Consider the following 18,083-nt stretch of genomic DNA (forward strand, 5'->3'; position numbering starts at 1 on the left):
AACCGTCACCTATAAATTTGACGTCCCCGCGAAAGAACGTCCTCGTAAAGCTACTTTCACGAAGCGAAAGGCAACAAACTTTCTTCGCGTTCGATTGAAAGTTCAGTCTTCTATACCATTGGCTTTACTCTTCGGCCGGTTGGACCCCATCGGTCGACCTGCGTAGGGCTGCGGTGCAAACGCCGGCGGCAACGACTTCGACTGCGAGAAAAATCACGCGAGCCAAGAGGGCTGCCGTCAACGCTTCGGCCGTGCCGATACGCGGTGCGAGAATCGCTGTCAGGATCAGTTCGCGGACTCCAGCGCCTCCCGGAAGTAGAGAAACAAAACCAGCCACCACGGCCAACCCCATGGCGGCCGCTGCGACCAGCAGATCGGCTTCGCTGGCGAGGGGAACGATTGCATGGACGGTCGCAGCAAACGAGGCTCCAATCGCGATCCAGGTGAGGCTCATCCAGCCCCATCCCAGGAAGAACGTCGACCAATCGTATGCCCGTAAGGAAACGGCCGCAGTCCTGTTTTTTTGTAAGCGGCCAAGCACCAAGCGAAACAGAGATGGGATGGTTGGCAGCGAAGCGGCAAGCACCAATCCGATCGCAAGCCACGTCACCCAGCGAGGGGCTCCTGTGTTGGCGACGACGATCCCCGCAATCGTTCCTCCGGTCGCCATCATCGTCAGTGTTTCAATAAAGACCGCCAGCGTTGCGGTCATGGGCGCCACCCCAGGTCCGGCAATCGCTCCGACTCGAAGGACGACGACCATCGCTTTGCCGGGAACGTATTTTCCCAGATGCCCTTGAATGTGAGCCGCGATGGCGCGTCCGGCACTAACGGGAACGTCAAATCGACGCAGGATTCGGTACCAGTAGTAGGCGGCAGGGAAGAGGCCTAAGGCGTAACAGAACGCGGCGAATCCAACCCATCGCCACTGCAAACGACCTAGCAATTCCTGTTTGCCAGCGTCCGTATGGATCTGTCGATAGGCATCCGAGACGGTAAACCACAATCCGATCAGGACCACTAGGATCACAACGCAGCGGAGTCCCGTTTTCAGTTTGTTCGACAAGCCAAATCCTTTTGCGGATAGATCGTTTTTAGGCAGAGGGTAGAGCAGCGAGACGTTTGAGTGAAATCGACCGCTGGGCCGTTCCCCCTGCGGTAAGTTATAAACTCTACTTGCGAAGCCGTCTGTGTTAGAGGACGGCTGAATCTGCCGAACCTCGCCTGCTTGGACATGCTCCCGATGAGCAACCGAAAACGAAAACCGAATGCCTCGTCTTCGGGTGAAAAGAAATCAGTGTCCGATCCAGCATCACCATCCAACGTTTCGGCCGATTCAACCGAGTCGGCTGCCTCAAGCGATCCGGCTTCATTGCTGGGGACGCCCATCGCACGATTGCTCTCGGTGACCGTCTTGATTGTGGTGATCGTGGCGATTGGCATCTTGTTCTATCGAGTGATGGTGGGATTTTTTGTGCCGCTATTCCTGGCCGCTTTGTTGGTCGTTATTTTTCGGCCGCTGCACGGTTGGTTTATGGATCGGTTGGGGCATCGGAGACGGTTGGCCGCCTTTCTGACCACCTCGGTGATCATGTTAATCGTGTTGCTCCCATCGGTCTTGATTCTTTCGGTCGGGGCCGCTCAAGGGACAAGGCTGCTCAGTGGCGTGAATTCTCAAAGCCTCACGCTGGCTCTCGGGCGTGCCCGCGACACCTTTGGCGTGTCGATGCAGGATCCGGAACTATATCGCGATCTAAATGCGACCATCGATGAACTGACCGATCCCAGTAACCTGGCGGCGACCAACAGCCGGATCGAAAAGGTCAATGCACTCAGCACTCGATTATGGGCGTTGCACGGCGAAAGTTCCGAGTGGGATGCTGGCCTTTATGAAGAACTGCAAACGAGTATCGCGGATTTGCAAGAGCAAGCGAGTTCGCTCGAAAAAGTTTTTCGAGATCCGAGTGAATCCGCACAACCCGATTTGATCGACTCGGCGGCGCCATCCTCCCCCCTGCCATCGGCGGAAGCGGAAGCTGTGGAGGGTGCAGCGGATCGGAATGGAACCAATCAGGAATCTACGGACCAGGAATCTACGGATCAGGAACCGGGTGAACCCGTGTTAGCCATCCAAGCGGCGCATCCGGTGACCAGTGAATGGGAGAAGTGGCAGGCGTACCAGCAAACGCTTGTTCAAGTAAGCGACGCCAGCAATCGTCTGCAGCAGCATGTTCTGGGAGGTCCGGTTTGGGCGGAACTGAAGCGGATGGCCAACCCTTCCGACGACGACATTCATGCCGGGTTGTCGCGAACGCGAGCCTACCTGCAAAGCCAATTGCCAAACCTGGCCTCGGCGACCACTGAATTCGTGTTTCACATCGCGTTCGGACTTGTTGTGCTGGTCATTTCGATATTCTTTTTCATGTTGGACGGTCCGACGATGACGCGGACCATGATGCGTTTAAGTCCGCTGGATGATAAATACGAGGAGCAGTTGCTGATCGAATTTGATCGGACCAGTCGAGCCGTCGTGCTGGCGACGATCCTGAGTGCGCTGACGCAGGGCGTTCTGGCGGCGCTCGGTTACTATGTTGCCGGGATGGATTCGGTCGTTTTGTTGTTTCTGATCACCACGTTCATGGCTCTCATTCCGTTTCTGGGTGCAACTTCTGTGTGGTTGCCGTGTGTGTTGTGGATCGGGTTTGTCGATCAGAACTGGTCGATCGCGATCGCCCTGGGATTGTGGGGAGCGTTGGTCGTTTCCACAATCGATAATGTGATCAAGGTCTTTATTCTGCACGGGCGAAGCCAATTGCATCCGCTGTTGGCGCTGTTAAGCGTTCTGGGGGGGATCCAGGTTTTTGGACCGATCGGCTTGCTTGTTGGCCCCATGATTGTGGTTTTTCTTCAGACGTTGCTGGAAATGCTGCATCATGAATTGATGAAAGATGTGGATCCCGTCTAAAAATGGACTCTCGTTTTGTTCTTTAGATTTGCAGGCAGTCCCGCTATAAAACGGAGCTGAAAACGAGCCGCCGAGGATGAAATCTTAGCGGGGTACCACGGTTTCTAGAGTGTTTAGGGTAAAATAGGATTTGCCCATGCGTCCGGTTCTCGGATGTGCTTTGCATTACCAATATTCTTGTTGAGGGATAACGATGAGTGTCAAATACGTTTCCGCGGTCGCTCTCGCAGTTCTTGGAGGGGGAATCGTTCTAGCTATCGGAAATGGTGACCCTCCTGCCAAGCCTGCGAATCGCGAAACCAAGACAGCCGTCGTTGCGGAAACCACTGAAAAGGGAGAGAAGCCGATGAACGAGCGAGCCGTATTAGCGGGTGGTTGTTTCTGGGGAATGCAGGATTTGATTCGCAAACTGCCGGGTGTCGTTTCCACGCGAGTCGGTTACACCGGTGGGGATGTGCCCAACGCGACCTATCGCAATCACGGGAACCATGCAGAAGCGATCGAGGTGGTCTTCGACCCCGCCAAAACCAATTATCGAAAATTGCTGGAATTCTTCTTCCAGGTCCATGATCCAACGACCGTTAATCGTCAGGGCAACGACCGTGGGGCTTCCTATCGGTCCGCGATCTACTACACAACGGATGAACAAAAAGCGATCGCCCTCGATACGATCAAAGACGTGGACGCCTCCGGTTTGTGGCCAGGAAAGGTCGTGACGGAAGTGGAAGCTGCCAGCGATTTTTGGGAAGCCGAACCGGAGCATCAGGATTACCTGCAGCGAATCCCCAACGGATACACCTGCCATTTCGTCCGCCCAAATTGGGTTTTGCCCAAGCGAACGCAAACCGAAGACTAAACGACTTTGTTCAGTGTTCAGGTTGCCAAGGGCCTGTGTTTGTCGCCTTTCGCGTGGAACGGGAAATTTGTAAGGGACGGTTTCCGAGTGGGACCCACCGTCTGGCGACGATAGCTAACGCTCGCGCATAGCGTGGGCAGACCGGCAATACGTCAAAAACAACTTTGGCGGAGCGGACGGCTACATTCTTTTTCGTTTCAGCTGGTTGCTGCGGCTTTGATTGGCTTCTCAACGGTCGGCGCTTTGACCGGTAGAAAAGAGAGCAACCCAAGGATCATGATCCACTGAAACAGGAACAGGTGCATGGAGTATTCCATGCTCAGGTGCAGCGTGATTCCCAGGAGTACCGCAATTTTTCGCGTCGGCCTGAACCAGAGTGCAAACGGTAATCCTGCTTCGCCGATTAACACCGCCCAGGTCATCAGTTGAATCAAAAGAGGCGACTCGGTGACGAACGAAGGGATGGGGCCGCGTCCAAAAAGGTCTTCCATCTGGTAGACGTAAAACAATGCGGATCCGTCTCGCCATGCGCTCCCCAGCAATTTACACCAGACCGCGGAGAGATAGATAAGCGTCATCTGGCACTGAAACAGTCTTAATCCCCAGGCCGCTTGCTGCCCCGTCTGGAATCGTTCGGCGTCACTGATAACGCTGTCCGTTACGGGCTTTCTTCGGAACCAACGGGTGACGGGATACCGTTTTCCCAGCGACCACGCGTAATCGAGTGGTAAGAAAATCAGGAAAAACGCAAACAGCCGGAACAGCGTATCCTCGCCATCGTTCAGCATTGGATTTCGGACCTGAAACGAAACGATCCAAAAGAAGATGGCGATCGCTTGCCACCGCGAGTAGAACCCGACAAGCAGGGCTACGCTATGGATCAACAAGGCAATCAGCCCGAACCGAACCATGAACGGGCTGTCGGGACCCCAGTGAAAAAAGGACCAGACCGGGAAGGCGTTCAGTTTTTCTGCGGTCGCTGCGGTAAGAACTCCTTCTCCACTGAACCACATCACGCCGTCGCGCAGCAAGACCGTGGTGTAAATCATCAGTAGCAGGGCAAAACCGATCCGGATCAGAACACAGGTTCGCGGATCACAGGAGTGAAACAAAAAGCGGTCAAGCGCTGCGGTCCCACGCCGCATCAGATTATTCACGGGAAGGCGTCCTTGCGATGGTTTCGGAATACAACATCCAGGTCACTTCATCCGGATCGGGAATCCCCCCTTCGATTGGAATGATCAACCGAACGCCACTTGAGATCAATTCCGCTTCGCTATCGCTGCCGGAAGATGGATTTTCGTTCCTGGCAAGATAATTGGCAAAATCTTCCGCACCCGGGCGGTTCTGTAGGTTTCGTAGCCGGCTATAAAAGTTCAGTTCGCGAAAGCGGTAGAATTTTTCCCAGCGGCCTACGTGTCGCCATTCCGGCGATGTCCAGTGGTTTACCTGCCCATCTGGAGCGGTGATGGTGGCGTCCAGCCAAGCGTTGTCGACTTTGGGGTTGGGGGCGAACATCGACCACGAACCTTGGCTGACACCGACCGCAGCAAGGGCGGCGTGCAGTCGAGGCTTCAGATCGTTTTCGGGCAGGGCTTGATGCGGGACAACCGCCGCGATCATGCAAACGAGGATGCCGCAGAAAAAGATTCGCACCGCCATGCGTCGGGTTCGATCAAAACCACGTGCCGGTACCGCTTCGACGCTCTGCTCCTTAACTGTTTGCTTGTGCGGCATTCCATCGATTCCATTCGAGGCCGGGGGCAACTTAACGCCAATTGCTTCATTGCATGGAGGCAGAGTCTATGGAGATCCCCCGGTGGGGTCAATTGAATCCGCCAGCCTGCCAGCCATGTAGGAGGACCGGCATTAAGGTTTGGACTTCGGTCCCCGTGGTCCCCGCCGGTTCGCGCTTAAGCAGGCAACTTCGGCTGCAAGCGGAGCACTTCCAGAATGGCGTCTGCTGATTCGACGCCTTTGTTTCCCACATTTCCGCCACTACGGTGAATCGCTTGTTCAACGGTGTTACACGTCAGCAGCCCGAAAGCGACTGGTTTACCTGTTTCCAGACCCAAGTTCATCAGTGCAAGCGAGACCGCTCGGTTGATGTGTTCGTCATGCGTGGTTTCGCCTCGGATAACCGCTCCCAAGGCAATCACGGCTCCAAATTTTGGCTGACGCAGAAAATGGGCCGTAATCAACGGCAATTCCCAGGCTCCAGGAACATGGGCCACGGTGATGGATTCCGGCGTAAACCCTGCATCTAATAACGTCTGTTCCGCAGCGACGCTCAATTTACCTGTAATCGATTCGTTGTAACGCGATACGACAATTGCAATTTGAGTTTCCGGGAGTTCCCCATTCTGGCCGCAAATCGAAAGAGACATGGTCTATCTGAATCCAATACAGGAGCAAAAAGGACGAGTATTTCGTCCCCGGAAAATATCGGGCACGACGGAACTCAGCGGCTTAATCGCAAGTGGTTTGCTGAAAAATCAAAGCGGCTGAGGCTAACTCTGGAGGAAGCACTATAGCTATTTCAACGCTCGACTTGGAACGCACGCTGAGGAAGCTTTATAAGGCGAAGGGCATCCTACTGGGAAACGACTTCTCGCGGCAGGCCCGAATAGTGCTCCGGAAAATAAAAAAAAGGAACATTTTTTTTAAAAAAGGGGGTGGGGGTGACATCAGCTGTCACACCGATTGACGATCCTGAGTATTGGTGTTTCGCTGGGCAACAAATGCAAATCGTAGTCGAACGTTTTGCTGATGCGTCCGCAGCCAATCGACCGCGGTGAGCAGCGCAGGGGCAGGCGCTGCCTCATCGCGGTTTTTTTGGGGTAAAGTAGGCGGCGACTGCCCACTATCCCTTTCTTTTTTTAGAACCCTCCCACCCTTTCGGGTTCCCATACGATGCCGAGTCGACTGGAACGAATCCTTCGCATTTTGCTGATGTTGCAGACGCGAGTTCCTTACGACACCATCCAGTTGTCTCAAGAAATGAAGGTGCATCGGCGGACGATCTTCCGCGATATCGCCGCGCTTCGCGATTTAGGCGTCCAAATCGACTTTGACATCGAAACGGCCTGTTACACGTTGTCTCGCGAAAGCGAGTTCAATCTGAATAGCATCGGCCCGCAGGAACTGACCGAACTGCTGTACGCAGCCTGTCAGGGGATTCCCAAAGACGGATCGACAGGAGAAGCGATCAAACGTGCGGTCTTAAAGTTGGCGGCTCGCTTGCCGGAACCGGTCCGGAATCACATTAGTTCGCTGACGATCGCTGAAAAAACGGAAAGAGTTCAGGATGTCGGTACCTTTCGTGGCTTGGTTCCGCTGACTGCGGCGATCCGCAGTAAGCGAGAAATTTTGATTGGCGAAGTGGGGACGGCGGGCGAGTGTGTCAGCCGCGAACTGGTTCCTGAATCATTGACTTTTGGCGATGAGGGCTGGATTCTAAAGGGGCACGACTTGGAAGGGACGCCGGTTTCCTACTTCGTGGATCGTTATCCACTTGCCGTAGCGACCAAGCCAATGTCACCGGCGCCCCCTCTGCCGGATGGTGTTTGATCCACTTAGAGTGGTCTCTCTATTCTTTCGGCGGCGTTGGATTGGAGTACGATGATCTCGATCGGATGACACTGACGGTCGCTTTCTGGTACTTAACATTCGGACGCAAACACATTGGCCAAGAATACTTCTCTTACGATGACTTCTCATGTCAGTTTCCGAAACTCGCAGGGAATCGAGTCCCGGGGTAGCTTGGTTAGGCTGAACCGGCAGCAGGTCGTTTTCGAGGTCTACAATCCCTACTCGATTGTGCAGCTGTCCGAAGTCCTGCAGCAACTGAGCATCCATCAAGGGCGACGGGAAACCTACAGCGGCCGAGCCGTGGTAACGGGGCTGCTGAACACGGGGTTGATGTTGATCGTTTCGGCGTCGCTGGTCGACCCTTGGTCTGACCTGAAAGGGTTGCAACCAGGGGACGTGCTGCGGTCGATCGTTCAAGATTTTGTCAGCGACTGGGAGGCAGCGACGCAGCGGCTTGAAAAACCGTTCCAGGTCAGCGTGGGGAACCTTCGCAACTACCTGCAGGAACTTAGCCGCTGGTTGGAGCACTGGGAAACGGATGCTGGCGTTCATGATCCGGCTTCGAATTCGGATCGGATGCTGGAGTTCGTTACCGATGTCGACAAAGAGGTATCGCCGCGACTGATGCAGTTGTATGCGGATTTTGAAGGCGCTTCCGGATCGCTCCCCTCGAAACATCTATCCTATCACCGTGCCTTCGCGCAGCGCGAACTTCATCCACTGATGATGAGCTCGCCCTTTATGAATCGCGCCTACAACAAACCGTTAGGGTATGCCGGCGATTTTGAAATGGTGCGGATGATGCTGAACGAGCCTTGGGAAGGCCCTAACACGTTCGCGAAAGTGCTGAATGCGTCGGCCCTCCGCCATGATGCACCGGCGGCACATCGAAACCGCATCGAAATGTTGCAGGCAGCGCTGCTTCGCGAAGTCGAAGGCGGACTACGTGGGGATGGACCTGTGATCGACAACGGGCGTGTTCGAATTATGAATCTGGGGTGTGGTCCTGCGGTAGAGATCGCCCGCTTGGCACAAGCGGAGGAAATCGCCAATCAAATGGACGTTGAATTGGTCGACTTCAATACCGAAACGTTATCCCATGTTCGTGAAAACCTGATTCCGACGGCGATGGCAATCCGCCCTCAGATGCAGATTGATTTGAAGCAGCGGTCGGTTCATGAACTGATTCAAACTTCGGTCGAAGGACAGTCGGATGCGCTTTCCCCGCGATTCGACGTCGTCTACTGCGCAGGGTTGTTTGACTATTTCCGTGATACAACCTGTGGTTTTCTGCTGGAACTGTTTTATTCTTGGGTAAAACCAGGAGGGATGGTCCTGGTTACAAACGTTTCTCCGACGCACTCTTCTGTTGGAGTCATGGGGCTGGTGCTTGACTGGAATCTAGAACTTCGCAGTGAGCAGGATATGCTTGAACTTGTGCCGGATTTAGGAGAGCAGCGTGTGTACAGTGATAAAACAGGCGTGAATGTCTTCTTAGAAATCCGTAAACATCGCGATAGTCACCCAAATTGATGTTCCAACGTCCCTCTCTGCAACCCGAGCAATCGGCAGCGCAATTTCAAGCCGTTGAGAAAACGCAGCGACTGTCGCGGACGCGAATTGCTTTGGTCCTGGGGATGATTCTGATGCCCATGGGGGTCGGACTGGATCAGGTTTTGTACCCACAGGCATTGTATCCGCTGTTGGCAATTCGCATCGGAGCAACCGTTCTGTTAGGAATGGGGTGGCTGTTGCTGCTGCGAGGCGAAAGCCTACCCGTTGAACGCCTGAGCCTATTGTTGCTATTGATCCCGGCCGCTGCGATCGCGCTGATGGTCTGGTGGGTTGACGGAGGAAAATCGCTCTATTTTTTCGGGCTGATCCTCCTGATGATTTTTGTTCAGCTGATGGGATTCAATTCCAAAGAAGCATTGGTCTACTGCAGTGTGACGACGGTCTTCTACTTATGCGCCGTCTGGTTTCATACCGCAGATGATCGGATGTCTGCTGGTTTTCTTCCGCTGGCGATGTTCTTTTTGCTGACGACCAGTTTGGTTTGCACGGTGATTTGCCATTTGAGTTACCGCAACCGCTGGACCGATTTTCTACTGCGGCGCAGTCTGGACGAAAAGAACAGTCAGCTGGAACAAATCGATAACCAACGAATGGATTTCCTCGCGAACATCAGCCACGAACTGCGGACTCCGCTGGCAATGATCCTGGCACCGTTGGACGCATTGCTTTCCTCACGTGGTGGAATTTCGGAGGCCGCGGGTACGTCGCTTGCGTTGATCCGTCGAAATGCCGACCGGCTTCGTCTGTTGGTCGATGATTTGCTGGATATCGTGCGTCTGGATCACGCCACCTTTCGCTTGCAGGTTGAAAATGTCGATGCGCGTGAATTCCTTCTAGATATTGCCGCGACGATCCGGCCCATTGTCCGCCAACAAGGGCTTGAACTGGATTTGCAATCGACCTCGGTCCCGTTGCAGTTGCGGGTCGATGTTCCCCGGATGGAACGGGTGTTGTTAAACCTGTTAAGCAATGCGATCAAATTTTCGCCTCCTGGAGGACGAATTTGCATCGAATTAGAAGCCAAAGACGACAACGCGCTGATCCGGGTTACCGATGAAGGACCTGGGATCCCCGCTGACCAACGTGAACAAATTTTTGAGCGGCTGTTCCAGAACATCGCCAGTGCACAGGCTGCTAAGGGGTTGGGGCTGGGATTGCCGATTTCACGCGAAATTGTGCAGTGGCACGGTGGGCAGATTCACGTTGAAGATGGAAGCGAAAAGGGAAGCCGATTCGCCGTCCAGTTGCCACTGGCCGAGTCGGTTGAGCAAGCGGTCGATTCGCCGATGACAGCGAACCCGTTGGCACCCGAACGGGAAGGACCGACGTCGCGTTTACAAGCCAATCTGGTCGCGCAGACCGCTTCGGATTCGGTTGCGGATAAAGTGGATGCGGATGGCGTTCAGGAGAAAACCGAAGTACTCATCATCGACGATGAATTTGATCTGCGGACCTTCTTATGTGAGGCGTTGCAGGCTCACTTCCGAACGGTCGCCGTCGCTTCGGCAAATGAAGGTGTCGAAACGGCGGTGCGATGCCAGCCTCACTGCATCCTGCTTGATTTTATGTTGCCGGACGAAGATGGGCTGAATGTGCTGCGGAGGCTGAAGAAGTGTGAGGAATTGCGCGATACAAAAATCATTATGTTGACCGCCCACTTTGATGAAAACATTAAGCTGGAAGCGCTCCGTTTGGGAGTGGATGATTTTCTCTCGAAACCTTTTGGCTTGACCGAAGTTCGAGCTCGGGTCGCAGGGTTGATTCGCAGTTCGCGATTGCAGGTAGAATTGCGTGCGGAACGCGAAGAACTGCAACGTTCGATCGTCCAATTAGCAGAGACGAAAACTCAACTGTTTCAGAGTGAAAAAATGCGTGCGGTCGCAAGCCTAGCGGCGGGGCTTCTTCACGAAATCAATAACCCTGTGAACTTTACGGCAATGGCGATCAGGGCTTTGCAAAAGGACCTTGAAAAGGGGCGTGACCCCCAAGAAACCATTGTCGATATTCAAGACGGTATCCAGCGGATTGCGGACATCATTTCGGACCTGCGCACGTTTGCGTACCCCGATGAAGCCAAACTACTAAATGTGCTTACGATCGACGAAGTGGCGCGGACGGCATTCCGGTTCGCAGCCGCCGATGCAGATAATATTGAAATGAAAGCGGACTGGGATGCGTTGGGGCAGTGGCAGGTACGTGGTTCCAAAAGTCAGTTGACGCAGGTGCTGCTGAATCTGATTCTAAACGCCGCTCGTGCCATTCAAAAACACGCGGAAACGGATTCCCCTTCGACCGCGTCGGCGCCGACGCCAGAAATTTGCGTGTCGGTATCGCTGACACAACCTTTTGAACAAAGCAAACGACTGACAAGCGATCATTCAACCAGCGGTACAGAAACCGCAACGAATCGGTTATGGGTGACCGTCAGTGACAATGGACCCGGGATTCCCGCTGAAATTCAAGCACGTATTTTCGATCCTTTTTTTACCACTTCGGAACCGGGCCAAGGACTAGGTTTAGGGCTGAGTATTTGCGATACGATCGTGCGCGGGCACGGCGGGCAGCTTACGATTCATAGTGAACGCAGTGGTGCTCATATTTCTTTTGATCTTCCTCTTGCAACTGAATAGATAATCGATGAACGATCCTTCCACCGAAAAGAAAATTCTGTACGTCGATGACGAACCGCAGGCTCTTAAATATTTTCAACGTCTGTTCGAAGACCAGTTCCCAATTGTGACGGCGGAATCGGTTGATGCTGCGTTGGAATATTTGAAAGAGAATGCGGCGGACGTCAGTGTGGTCGTCACCGATCAGCGGATGCCGAAAAAATCGGGAGTGCAGCTAATGGAGCAGCTCCGTTTTCGCTATCCGAATATTGTTCGCATCCTGCTGACGGCTTACAGCGAATTGGAATTGGCGATTCAGTCGGTCAACGAAGGGGGAGCCTTCCGATACCTCAAGAAGCCTCTTGATGAGGACGAGATGATCGGAACGCTGCTCCGCGCGCAGGAATTTCATGCGGTTGTTGATGAACGGGATCGTCTGCTGCATGAAAAATTAAGTGTGCTGCATCGGTTGGTCGTGATGGATCGGATTCGAGGTTTAGCGACCGCAGCGACGGCCCTTGAGGGACGCGTCTGCAATGCGTGGCAAGCTTTGGTTGCTTACATGGAACAATCCCCTGTTCAGCAACGGCTGAAGATTCAGATGGAGGAAATTTCGCGGCTAAACATGACCGCGGTCGCTCGTCGCGAAGCCGAATTGATGGTCCGCACTGTGGAAATGCTGCGGGCAGACTGCATCGATCCCGCAACGAACAATGCCGTAGCCGTTTCCGTAAGAGAATCGCTCGGCGATATTCTGAAGCAGCAAGCGGCACAAGCAACCGAAGACGCTATCGATTTGGTCCTTTCGGAAGATTCTACGGAATGCGAAATCCAGACCGATACAGGATTGTTCCGCCACATGGTGGGATTGATTGTGCGACGGATCGCTGACCTTCAGGAACATCCAGCGAAAATTGAATGGAACGTTCAGTCCGGTGAAGAGCAAGTCACGATTACCGCGAAGGCTAGTTTTGATAGTCTAGAAAGTTCTCAGCTGGCTTCCTTGTTCGCCGCTTCGATCCCGCTGCAAAAATGGCCTATTGGCCTGGATATGGATTTGCTCTCGCTGTTCATGATCGCCCATCACCTGGGCGGAAGCATGCGTGTTCTGGCAACGGGACCGGAGGGGCCAGGCGTTTCGGTTGAATTGCCGCTGGTTATGCCAACGACGCCCGTTCAGCCTGTCGACGCCGAATCTTTCAACAAAGTCTATGAATCGCTTGCTGTTTGGGGACAAGAGATTCTTGAATTTGATGGCTGATTCGTTCCTCGTCGGTTTTAAAAAGTCAAAGGTTCGCCGGTTCGTAATTTGTCACGAGCCTGGCGGAGGATCGCTTTCAGATCGAACAACCGACTAGCTTTGCTGGCTGCAGGATTCAGGGCGGCGACAACGACCCCCTGACGAACACATTCCGCAATGGCGCGGACCGCCTGTACCGGTTCGGGAGATGCGATCTTCCACGGCTGCTGGGCTGCAAATTCTGCAGCGTACTGCTCGGCCACGGCCTTGTCGGTAAAGACCGCCAAGGCTAGCGTCCCCTCATCTAATCGCCAGAGCGCCGGGGCACCTTCGACAAGGAGCAACAGCGGTTGCAACGTCACCGGTTCATTCATAATCCCACTTCGTGATCCAAGGGTCGTTCATCGTTTTCTGCCCCTGCTTTAGTTTTTGTTTGTATTCTGCGAGGACCTTGCTGTAGGCCGGGTCGGCCGCCAAATTGTTTGCCTCGTGAGGGTCGGTCTGGATATCGTACAGTTCAAAAGCGGGGCGATGAATGTACTGGTCGACCGTTTTTAGTCCATAAAGTGTCTCGGGCCCCTGCTTCTGCTGAGCCTGCCAGCTGCTGGCCGCCCACAGGTCGGAAGCGAATGGGTAGGGCAAGCCATGGGCGATATTCCAAATCAGCTTGTACCTTTTGTCACGCACGACCCGCATCGGGTAGTACATCGTTATTTCATGGAACGTGTGAGAGGCAAAGATCGTATCCCAGTGCTCTTCACCGGGATTTTCCAGCACGGGAAGCCAAGATTTACCATGGTAGCTGGTGAATTTCTTTCCGCCATCGCGGTTGTCTTTGACGGCTTCATCCCGTTCCGCCCAGAACTTGTTCGCATTTAACGGCTTGCGTGGTCCGTTGGTTTTCGGATCCAGTCCCCCCGCAAAATCTAAGAGGGAGGGAGTGATGTCGATATGGCTGATCATCGCGTCGGTTTCGACGCCTCGCTCGGCAACATAAGGGTTGCGAACGACAAACGGGACTTGTAATCCGGCTTCGTAAACCGTTGTTTTACCGCCAGCAAAAGCCATCCCATGATCGGACGTGAAAACGATCAACGTTTTGTCATAAAGGTTTGCTTCTTTTAAAATTTGAACCAAACGAGCCAACCCTTGATCGACTCGCGAGCAGGACTGGTAGTACTGTGCCAGTTCTTCGCGGGTTTCTTGGGTGTCGGGAAGAAAGGCAGGAATCGGGAGGTCTGCGGGGTTATAGAAAACCTCGTCGACGCCTGGGTACGCTCCCCTGTCACTCCGATTGCCGAATAGATTCGGTTTCAGTTCGGAAGGGGAGTTCTCGTCGACTCCGCCTCCACGATGCGGGTCGGACGTTCCGAAGTAGAGAAAGAAAGGACGGTCGTCACTTTCCGCAATAAATTCTCGGCATCCCTCTGCCATGGCTACCGCGTTGCGACCATTCCCTTTGAGGTAGGTTTCGAAATGATAAACCGCTTCGGGAGCGACATGGTATTTACCAATTTGTCCCGTCCGGTAACCGCTCCTAGCAAGGACGCGCGGCAAGGACAAACTGACGACGTTATGGAAAGAAGAGAACTTGTGAAAGTGGTGCTGGTGCCCATATTGTCCGTTCAGGTGATTGTGCAAACCCGACATGATCACCGAGCGACTGGCGCTGCAGGAGGCGGTCGTGGCGAAGGCGTTGCGAAACAGGACGCCGTCCGCAGCGAGCGAGTCGATCGCAGGGGTGACCGCTGCGGAGTCTCCGTAACAGCCGAGCGTCGGGCTCTCGTCATCGGTCACGAAAAAAACAATATTCTTTTCTGCAGCATCACTGCTGTTTCCGAAGTGGATCCCTGCCAGCAGGGCGAGGCATAGGGTTAGCGACAATCGAAACATGGTCCATCCAGACGAAAGGAAAGAGGTTCTTGTGGAAGAGATCTGATTGTAACGGAAGCCGACGTCCGTTCTGCAATCGCTGACCGCTCTGAGCGTCGATCTTTCGCAAAATGGGCCGCCTGGAAGGGCTCTTGCTTCACCCGGCAAATTTTGACAGGCTATCGCTAAGTGAACAAACGTCCATTCGGTGGCTGTCATGCAATATGTTGAACTGCACTGCAAAACGAATTTTTCGTTTCTTGAGGGAGCTTCCCATGCGGATGAACTGGTGCAGCGGGCAAATGAACTGGGATATGGAGGGCTGGCGATCACCGACCGTGAGTCCCTGGCCGGAGTCGTTCGCGCTTTTGGGGCGGCCCGGGACGTCGATTTTCCGCTGATCATCGGAGCCGAAATTTGGCCTGCCGATAGCCTGCCGATGGTCCTCTGGGTGACCGATCGTGCCGCCTATGGAAGGCTTTGCCGGTTGTTGTCGCGGGGCCGTATGCGAGGAGAGAAGGGAAGCTGCGAATTGTCCTGGGCCGATGTCCTGGAATTTCAGGAAGGGCTGCTGGCCGGCGTTTTATACCGTCCGGGGATCGACGCACAAAGCTCCAAGACCGCCGGCCAGTGGATCGATCAACTTGGCCAGGTTCGCGATCTGTTTGGCGACCGCGCTTACCTGTTGGCGGAACTGCACCGCGGTGTCGATGATGTTGGTCTAGCAGCGGAGCTGAAAAATCTTTCGCTGGCAAGCGAAATTCCGTTGGTCGCGGCCGGCGACGTGCACTACCACACGGCCGAACGAATGCTGATGCACGACTGTGTGACCGCGATCCGCAACGGGACCACCATTGATCGAGTGCATGGGAAACGGTTCTCCAACAGTCAGCGACACCTGCGTTCGCTTGCTGAAGTGAATGAGGTTTATCGAAACCTACCCGATGCGGTCGCACGCACCGTAGAAATTGCGGAACGCTGTCATTTTCAGTTGAGTGAACTGCGTTACGAATATCCTGAAGAACTGGCCCCCGATGGGCAACCGCCGCTGGAATATCTGAAACGTTTGACTTGGAAAGGTGCGAAGCAGCGTTGGCCGGCGGGAGTTCCAACAAAGATTATTGACGCCTTGCGTCATGAGATGCAGCTGATCGAAGAGTTGGGCTACGAAGCCTATTTTCTGACGGTCTGGGATTTGGTCCGATTCGCTAGAGAGCAGAACATTCTCTGCCAAGGACGCGGGTCGGCAGCCAATTCGGTGGTTTGCTACTGCCTGGGAATTACCAGCGTCGATCCCAGTCAGACCGAATTGTTGTTCGAACGATTTATCAGTCGCGAACGGAATGAAGCTCCGGACATCGATGTCGATTTTGAACACCAACGTCGCGAGGAGGTGTTGCAATATCTGTATTCCAAATACGGCCGGGAGCGAGCTGGATTGACCGCGACGGTGGTTACCTACCGGCTTCGAAGTGCGGTCCGCGAGGTCGGTAAGGTTTTGGGCGTTTCGCCGGATACGATCGATATTCTGGCCAAATACGCAAGCAGTCGCGGAACGCAGGAGAGCCTTGCCAGTCGCTATGACGACGCGGGGCTGGATACGACGACGGAACTGGGCAAACGCTTCCTTTATCTAACCGATACGTTACTTGGTTTTCCACGCCATCTGTCCCAGCATGTCGGAGGGATGGTGATGACCAACGGAGCACTATGCGAGCTCTGCCCGATCGAAAATGCGGCGATGGAGGGGCGAACCGTGATCCAGTGGGATAAAGATGATCTGGACGAACTGGGGATTTTGAAAGTCGATGTCCTGGCGCTTGGGATGCTCTCCGCGATCCAACGCTGCTTTGCTTTGATCACCGAACATCATGGCAAAACCTATTCGTTGGCAACTATCCCCGATGCTGACAAAGCGACCTACGACATGATCTGTGCGGCAGACACCGTCGGCGTTTTTCAAATTGAAAGCCGCGCTCAGATGAGCATGCTGCCACGGCTTCGTCCACGCTGCTTTTATGATTTGGTGATCGAAGTTGCCATCGTCCGTCCAGGGCCAATTCAAGGGAATATGGTGCATCCCTTTCTGAAGGCACGGCAAAATCCCGGCAGCGTGCAATATCCCAATGACGCGATCCGAGGTGTCTTGGAAAGGACGATGGGGGTCCCGATTTTTCAAGAGCAGGCAATGCGGTTGGCCGTGGTCGCCGCAGGATTCACGCCCGGTGAAGCCGATCAATTGCGCCGCGCCATGGCCGCTTGGCGTCGCCCCGGCGTGATTGAACGGTTTCGAGTCAAACTGATGGAAGGGATGCAACGCAATGGACTGGATGAAACTTTTGCTGAACAGGTCTTTCATCAGATCAAGGGGTTTGGTGAATACGGTTTCCCAGAATCGCATGCGGCCAGTTTTGCGTTGTTGGTTTACGCCTCCTGCTACCTGAAACGGCACTATCCCGCTGCCTTTTGTGTCGGCCTGCTGAATAGTCAACCGATGGGTTTTTATGCGCCCGCTCAGTTGATCGCCGACGCGCAAAAACATGGCGTGTCGATCTTGCCTGCCGACGTGAATGCGAGCGATTGGGAGGCGACTTTGGTCCGTTTGCCGTCAACAGCCGCTTCCCCCGCTGATGATCCACCAAGTGTTCGCTTGGGGTTGGCGATGGTCCGTGGTTTGCCAGCGGCTATCACCGAACAGATCATTGCAGAACGTCAGCGGAACGGTCTCTTCCAGGATTTGACCGACCTAAACCAACGCCTGCAATTGGGCCAAGCGGTTCTACAAACGTTGGCCGATGCCGATGCCCTTGGTAGTTTGGCGAAAGGACGCCGAGCCGCTTTATGGGAAGCGTACGCGCATGAATCAAAGTGCCGCGAATTGCCTTTGCTGGATGGGTTGGATGACGATAGTGATGAAGCAACCCCCGAGGCACTTTTGCCGATGTCACCGATGGAGGATGTGCATGCTGACTATCGGACAACGGGAATCAGTCTGAAAGGGCACCCGATTCAGTTCTGTCGGCAGAAGTTGGAAGATCTCTCCTGCGTCACAGCAGCAAGCCTGCCAGGAACACGCGAGGGCCGGCAGGTGCGAATCGCCGGGATGGTCCTGTTGCGACAGCGACCGGGAAGTGCAAAAGGAGTCACTTTTGCGACGCTAGAAGACGAAACCGGGACGATGAACCTGGTTTTGTTTCCTGCGGTTTGGGAGAAGTTCTATAAAATCGCTCAGACCAGTAACGCTTGGCTGGTTCAGGGAACGCTTGAAAATCAGCAAAGCATTGTCCACGTCATCGTCAGCCATGTGGAAGATCTGACATCGTCCATTGAAGGCCTGCAAAGCCGATCGCGAGACTTCCGCTAATCGCTTCGTGG

At 54.2% G+C, this 18,083-nt stretch carries 13 protein-coding genes; 7 read left to right on the forward strand and 6 right to left on the reverse strand.

Features of this window, described 5'->3' with window-relative positions; all coding sequences use genetic code 11:
* Positions 1-124: 124 nt before the first annotated feature.
* Complete coding sequence (locus tag FF011L_RS11385; RefSeq protein ID WP_218933146.1) at positions 125-1,066, reverse strand: lysylphosphatidylglycerol synthase domain-containing protein; 942 nt, start codon at positions 1,064-1,066, stop codon at positions 125-127.
* A 177-nt stretch (positions 1,067-1,243) separates the two neighbouring features.
* On the opposite strand from FF011L_RS11385, the gene FF011L_RS11390 reads away from it, so the two are divergent.
* Together FF011L_RS11390 and msrA are read left to right on the forward strand one after the other, a co-directional pair.
* Entirely contained in the window at positions 1,244-2,965 is a 1,722-nt protein-coding gene (locus FF011L_RS11390) for an AI-2E family transporter (protein WP_218933147.1), read from the forward strand.
* A gap of 193 nt (positions 2,966-3,158) precedes the next feature.
* Positions 3,159-3,821, forward strand: coding sequence for a peptide-methionine (S)-S-oxide reductase MsrA (msrA, locus tag FF011L_RS11395; protein ID WP_246109872.1), 663 nt, complete (start codon positions 3,159-3,161; stop codon positions 3,819-3,821).
* 197 nt (positions 3,822-4,018) lie between these two features.
* On the opposite strand, the gene FF011L_RS11400 is transcribed toward msrA, so the two are convergent.
* From FF011L_RS11400 to ribH, 3 genes are all read right to left on the reverse strand, one after another.
* A complete protein-coding gene (locus FF011L_RS11400) occupies positions 4,019-4,978 on the reverse strand; it encodes an HTTM domain-containing protein (protein WP_145351789.1) in 960 nt (319 codons plus the stop codon).
* Entirely contained in the window at positions 4,971-5,558 is a 588-nt protein-coding gene (locus FF011L_RS11405) for a hypothetical protein (RefSeq protein ID WP_145351790.1), read from the reverse strand. The genes FF011L_RS11400 and FF011L_RS11405 overlap by 8 nt, the downstream gene beginning before the upstream one ends.
* A gap of 176 nt (positions 5,559-5,734) precedes the next feature.
* Positions 5,735-6,208, reverse strand: coding sequence for a 6,7-dimethyl-8-ribityllumazine synthase (ribH, locus tag FF011L_RS11410; RefSeq protein WP_145351791.1), 474 nt, complete (start codon positions 6,206-6,208; stop codon positions 5,735-5,737).
* Positions 6,209-6,734: 526 nt separating this feature from the next.
* Between ribH and FF011L_RS11415 the strand changes: the two genes are divergently transcribed.
* The 4 genes from FF011L_RS11415 to FF011L_RS11430 all read left to right on the forward strand — a co-directional run bounded on the left by FF011L_RS11415 (position 6,735) and on the right by FF011L_RS11430 (position 12,857).
* Entirely contained in the window at positions 6,735-7,391 is a 657-nt protein-coding gene (locus tag FF011L_RS11415; protein ID WP_145351792.1) for a helix-turn-helix transcriptional regulator, read from the forward strand.
* Positions 7,392-7,529: 138 nt separating this feature from the next.
* Positions 7,530-8,945 carry a class I SAM-dependent methyltransferase gene (locus FF011L_RS11420; RefSeq protein ID WP_145351793.1) on the forward strand — a complete coding sequence of 472 codons (1,416 nt, stop codon included), beginning with the start codon at positions 7,530-7,532 and terminating at the stop codon, positions 8,943-8,945.
* A complete protein-coding gene (locus FF011L_RS11425) occupies positions 8,945-11,617 on the forward strand; it encodes an ATP-binding protein (RefSeq protein WP_145351794.1) in 2,673 nt (890 codons plus the stop codon). Before FF011L_RS11420 ends, FF011L_RS11425 begins: the two co-directional genes overlap by 1 nt.
* 7 nt (positions 11,618-11,624) lie before the next feature.
* Positions 11,625-12,857, forward strand: coding sequence for a response regulator (locus tag FF011L_RS11430; protein WP_145351795.1), 1,233 nt, complete (start codon positions 11,625-11,627; stop codon positions 12,855-12,857).
* Positions 12,858-12,874: 17 nt separating this feature from the next.
* Here FF011L_RS11430 and FF011L_RS11435 read toward each other — a convergent pair whose 3' ends face one another.
* Positions 12,875-13,210: a hypothetical protein gene (locus FF011L_RS11435; protein ID WP_145351796.1), complete on the reverse strand. Its 336-nt coding sequence runs from the start codon at positions 13,208-13,210 to the stop codon at positions 12,875-12,877.
* The gene (locus FF011L_RS11440; protein ID WP_145351797.1) at positions 13,203-14,729 is read right to left on the reverse strand and encodes a sulfatase family protein; all 1,527 of its coding nucleotides are present in this window, start codon (positions 14,727-14,729) and stop codon (positions 13,203-13,205) included. Before FF011L_RS11440 ends, FF011L_RS11435 begins: the two co-directional genes overlap by 8 nt.
* A 196-nt stretch (positions 14,730-14,925) precedes the next feature.
* Here FF011L_RS11440 and FF011L_RS11445 point away from each other — a divergent pair, with 196 nt between their 5' ends.
* Positions 14,926-18,072, forward strand: a complete 3,147-nt coding sequence (locus FF011L_RS11445) for an error-prone DNA polymerase (RefSeq protein WP_145351798.1) — start codon at positions 14,926-14,928, stop codon at positions 18,070-18,072.
* Positions 18,073-18,083: the final 11 nt, after the last annotated feature.

It is taken from the genome of Roseimaritima multifibrata, assembly GCF_007741495.1.
GTDB lineage: Bacteria > Planctomycetota > Planctomycetia > Pirellulales > Pirellulaceae > Roseimaritima > Roseimaritima multifibrata.

Excerpts from the sequence above, each read along its gene's own strand:
- msrA (WP_246109872.1), top strand. The coding sequence starts at position 3,159 with ATGAGTGTCAAATACGTTTCCGCGGTCGCTCTCGCAGTTCTTGGAGGG.
- FF011L_RS11425 (WP_145351794.1), top strand. The coding sequence starts at position 8,945 with ATGTTCCAACGTCCCTCTCTGCAACCCGAGCAATCGGCAGCGCAATTT.
- FF011L_RS11430 (WP_145351795.1), top strand. The coding sequence starts at position 11,625 with ATGAACGATCCTTCCACCGAAAAGAAAATTCTGTACGTCGATGACGAA.
- FF011L_RS11405 (WP_145351790.1), bottom strand. The coding sequence starts at position 5,558 with ATGCCGCACAAGCAAACAGTTAAGGAGCAGAGCGTCGAAGCGGTACCG.
- FF011L_RS11445 (WP_145351798.1), top strand. The coding sequence starts at position 14,926 with ATGCAATATGTTGAACTGCACTGCAAAACGAATTTTTCGTTTCTTGAG.
- FF011L_RS11435 (WP_145351796.1), bottom strand. The coding sequence starts at position 13,210 with ATGAATGAACCGGTGACGTTGCAACCGCTGTTGCTCCTTGTCGAAGGT.
- ribH (WP_145351791.1), bottom strand. The coding sequence starts at position 6,208 with ATGTCTCTTTCGATTTGCGGCCAGAATGGGGAACTCCCGGAAACTCAA.
- FF011L_RS11415 (WP_145351792.1), top strand. The coding sequence starts at position 6,735 with ATGCCGAGTCGACTGGAACGAATCCTTCGCATTTTGCTGATGTTGCAG.
- FF011L_RS11420 (WP_145351793.1), top strand. The coding sequence starts at position 7,530 with ATGACTTCTCATGTCAGTTTCCGAAACTCGCAGGGAATCGAGTCCCGG.
- FF011L_RS11390 (WP_218933147.1), top strand. The coding sequence starts at position 1,244 with ATGAGCAACCGAAAACGAAAACCGAATGCCTCGTCTTCGGGTGAAAAG.
- FF011L_RS11440 (WP_145351797.1), bottom strand. The coding sequence starts at position 14,729 with ATGTTTCGATTGTCGCTAACCCTATGCCTCGCCCTGCTGGCAGGGATC.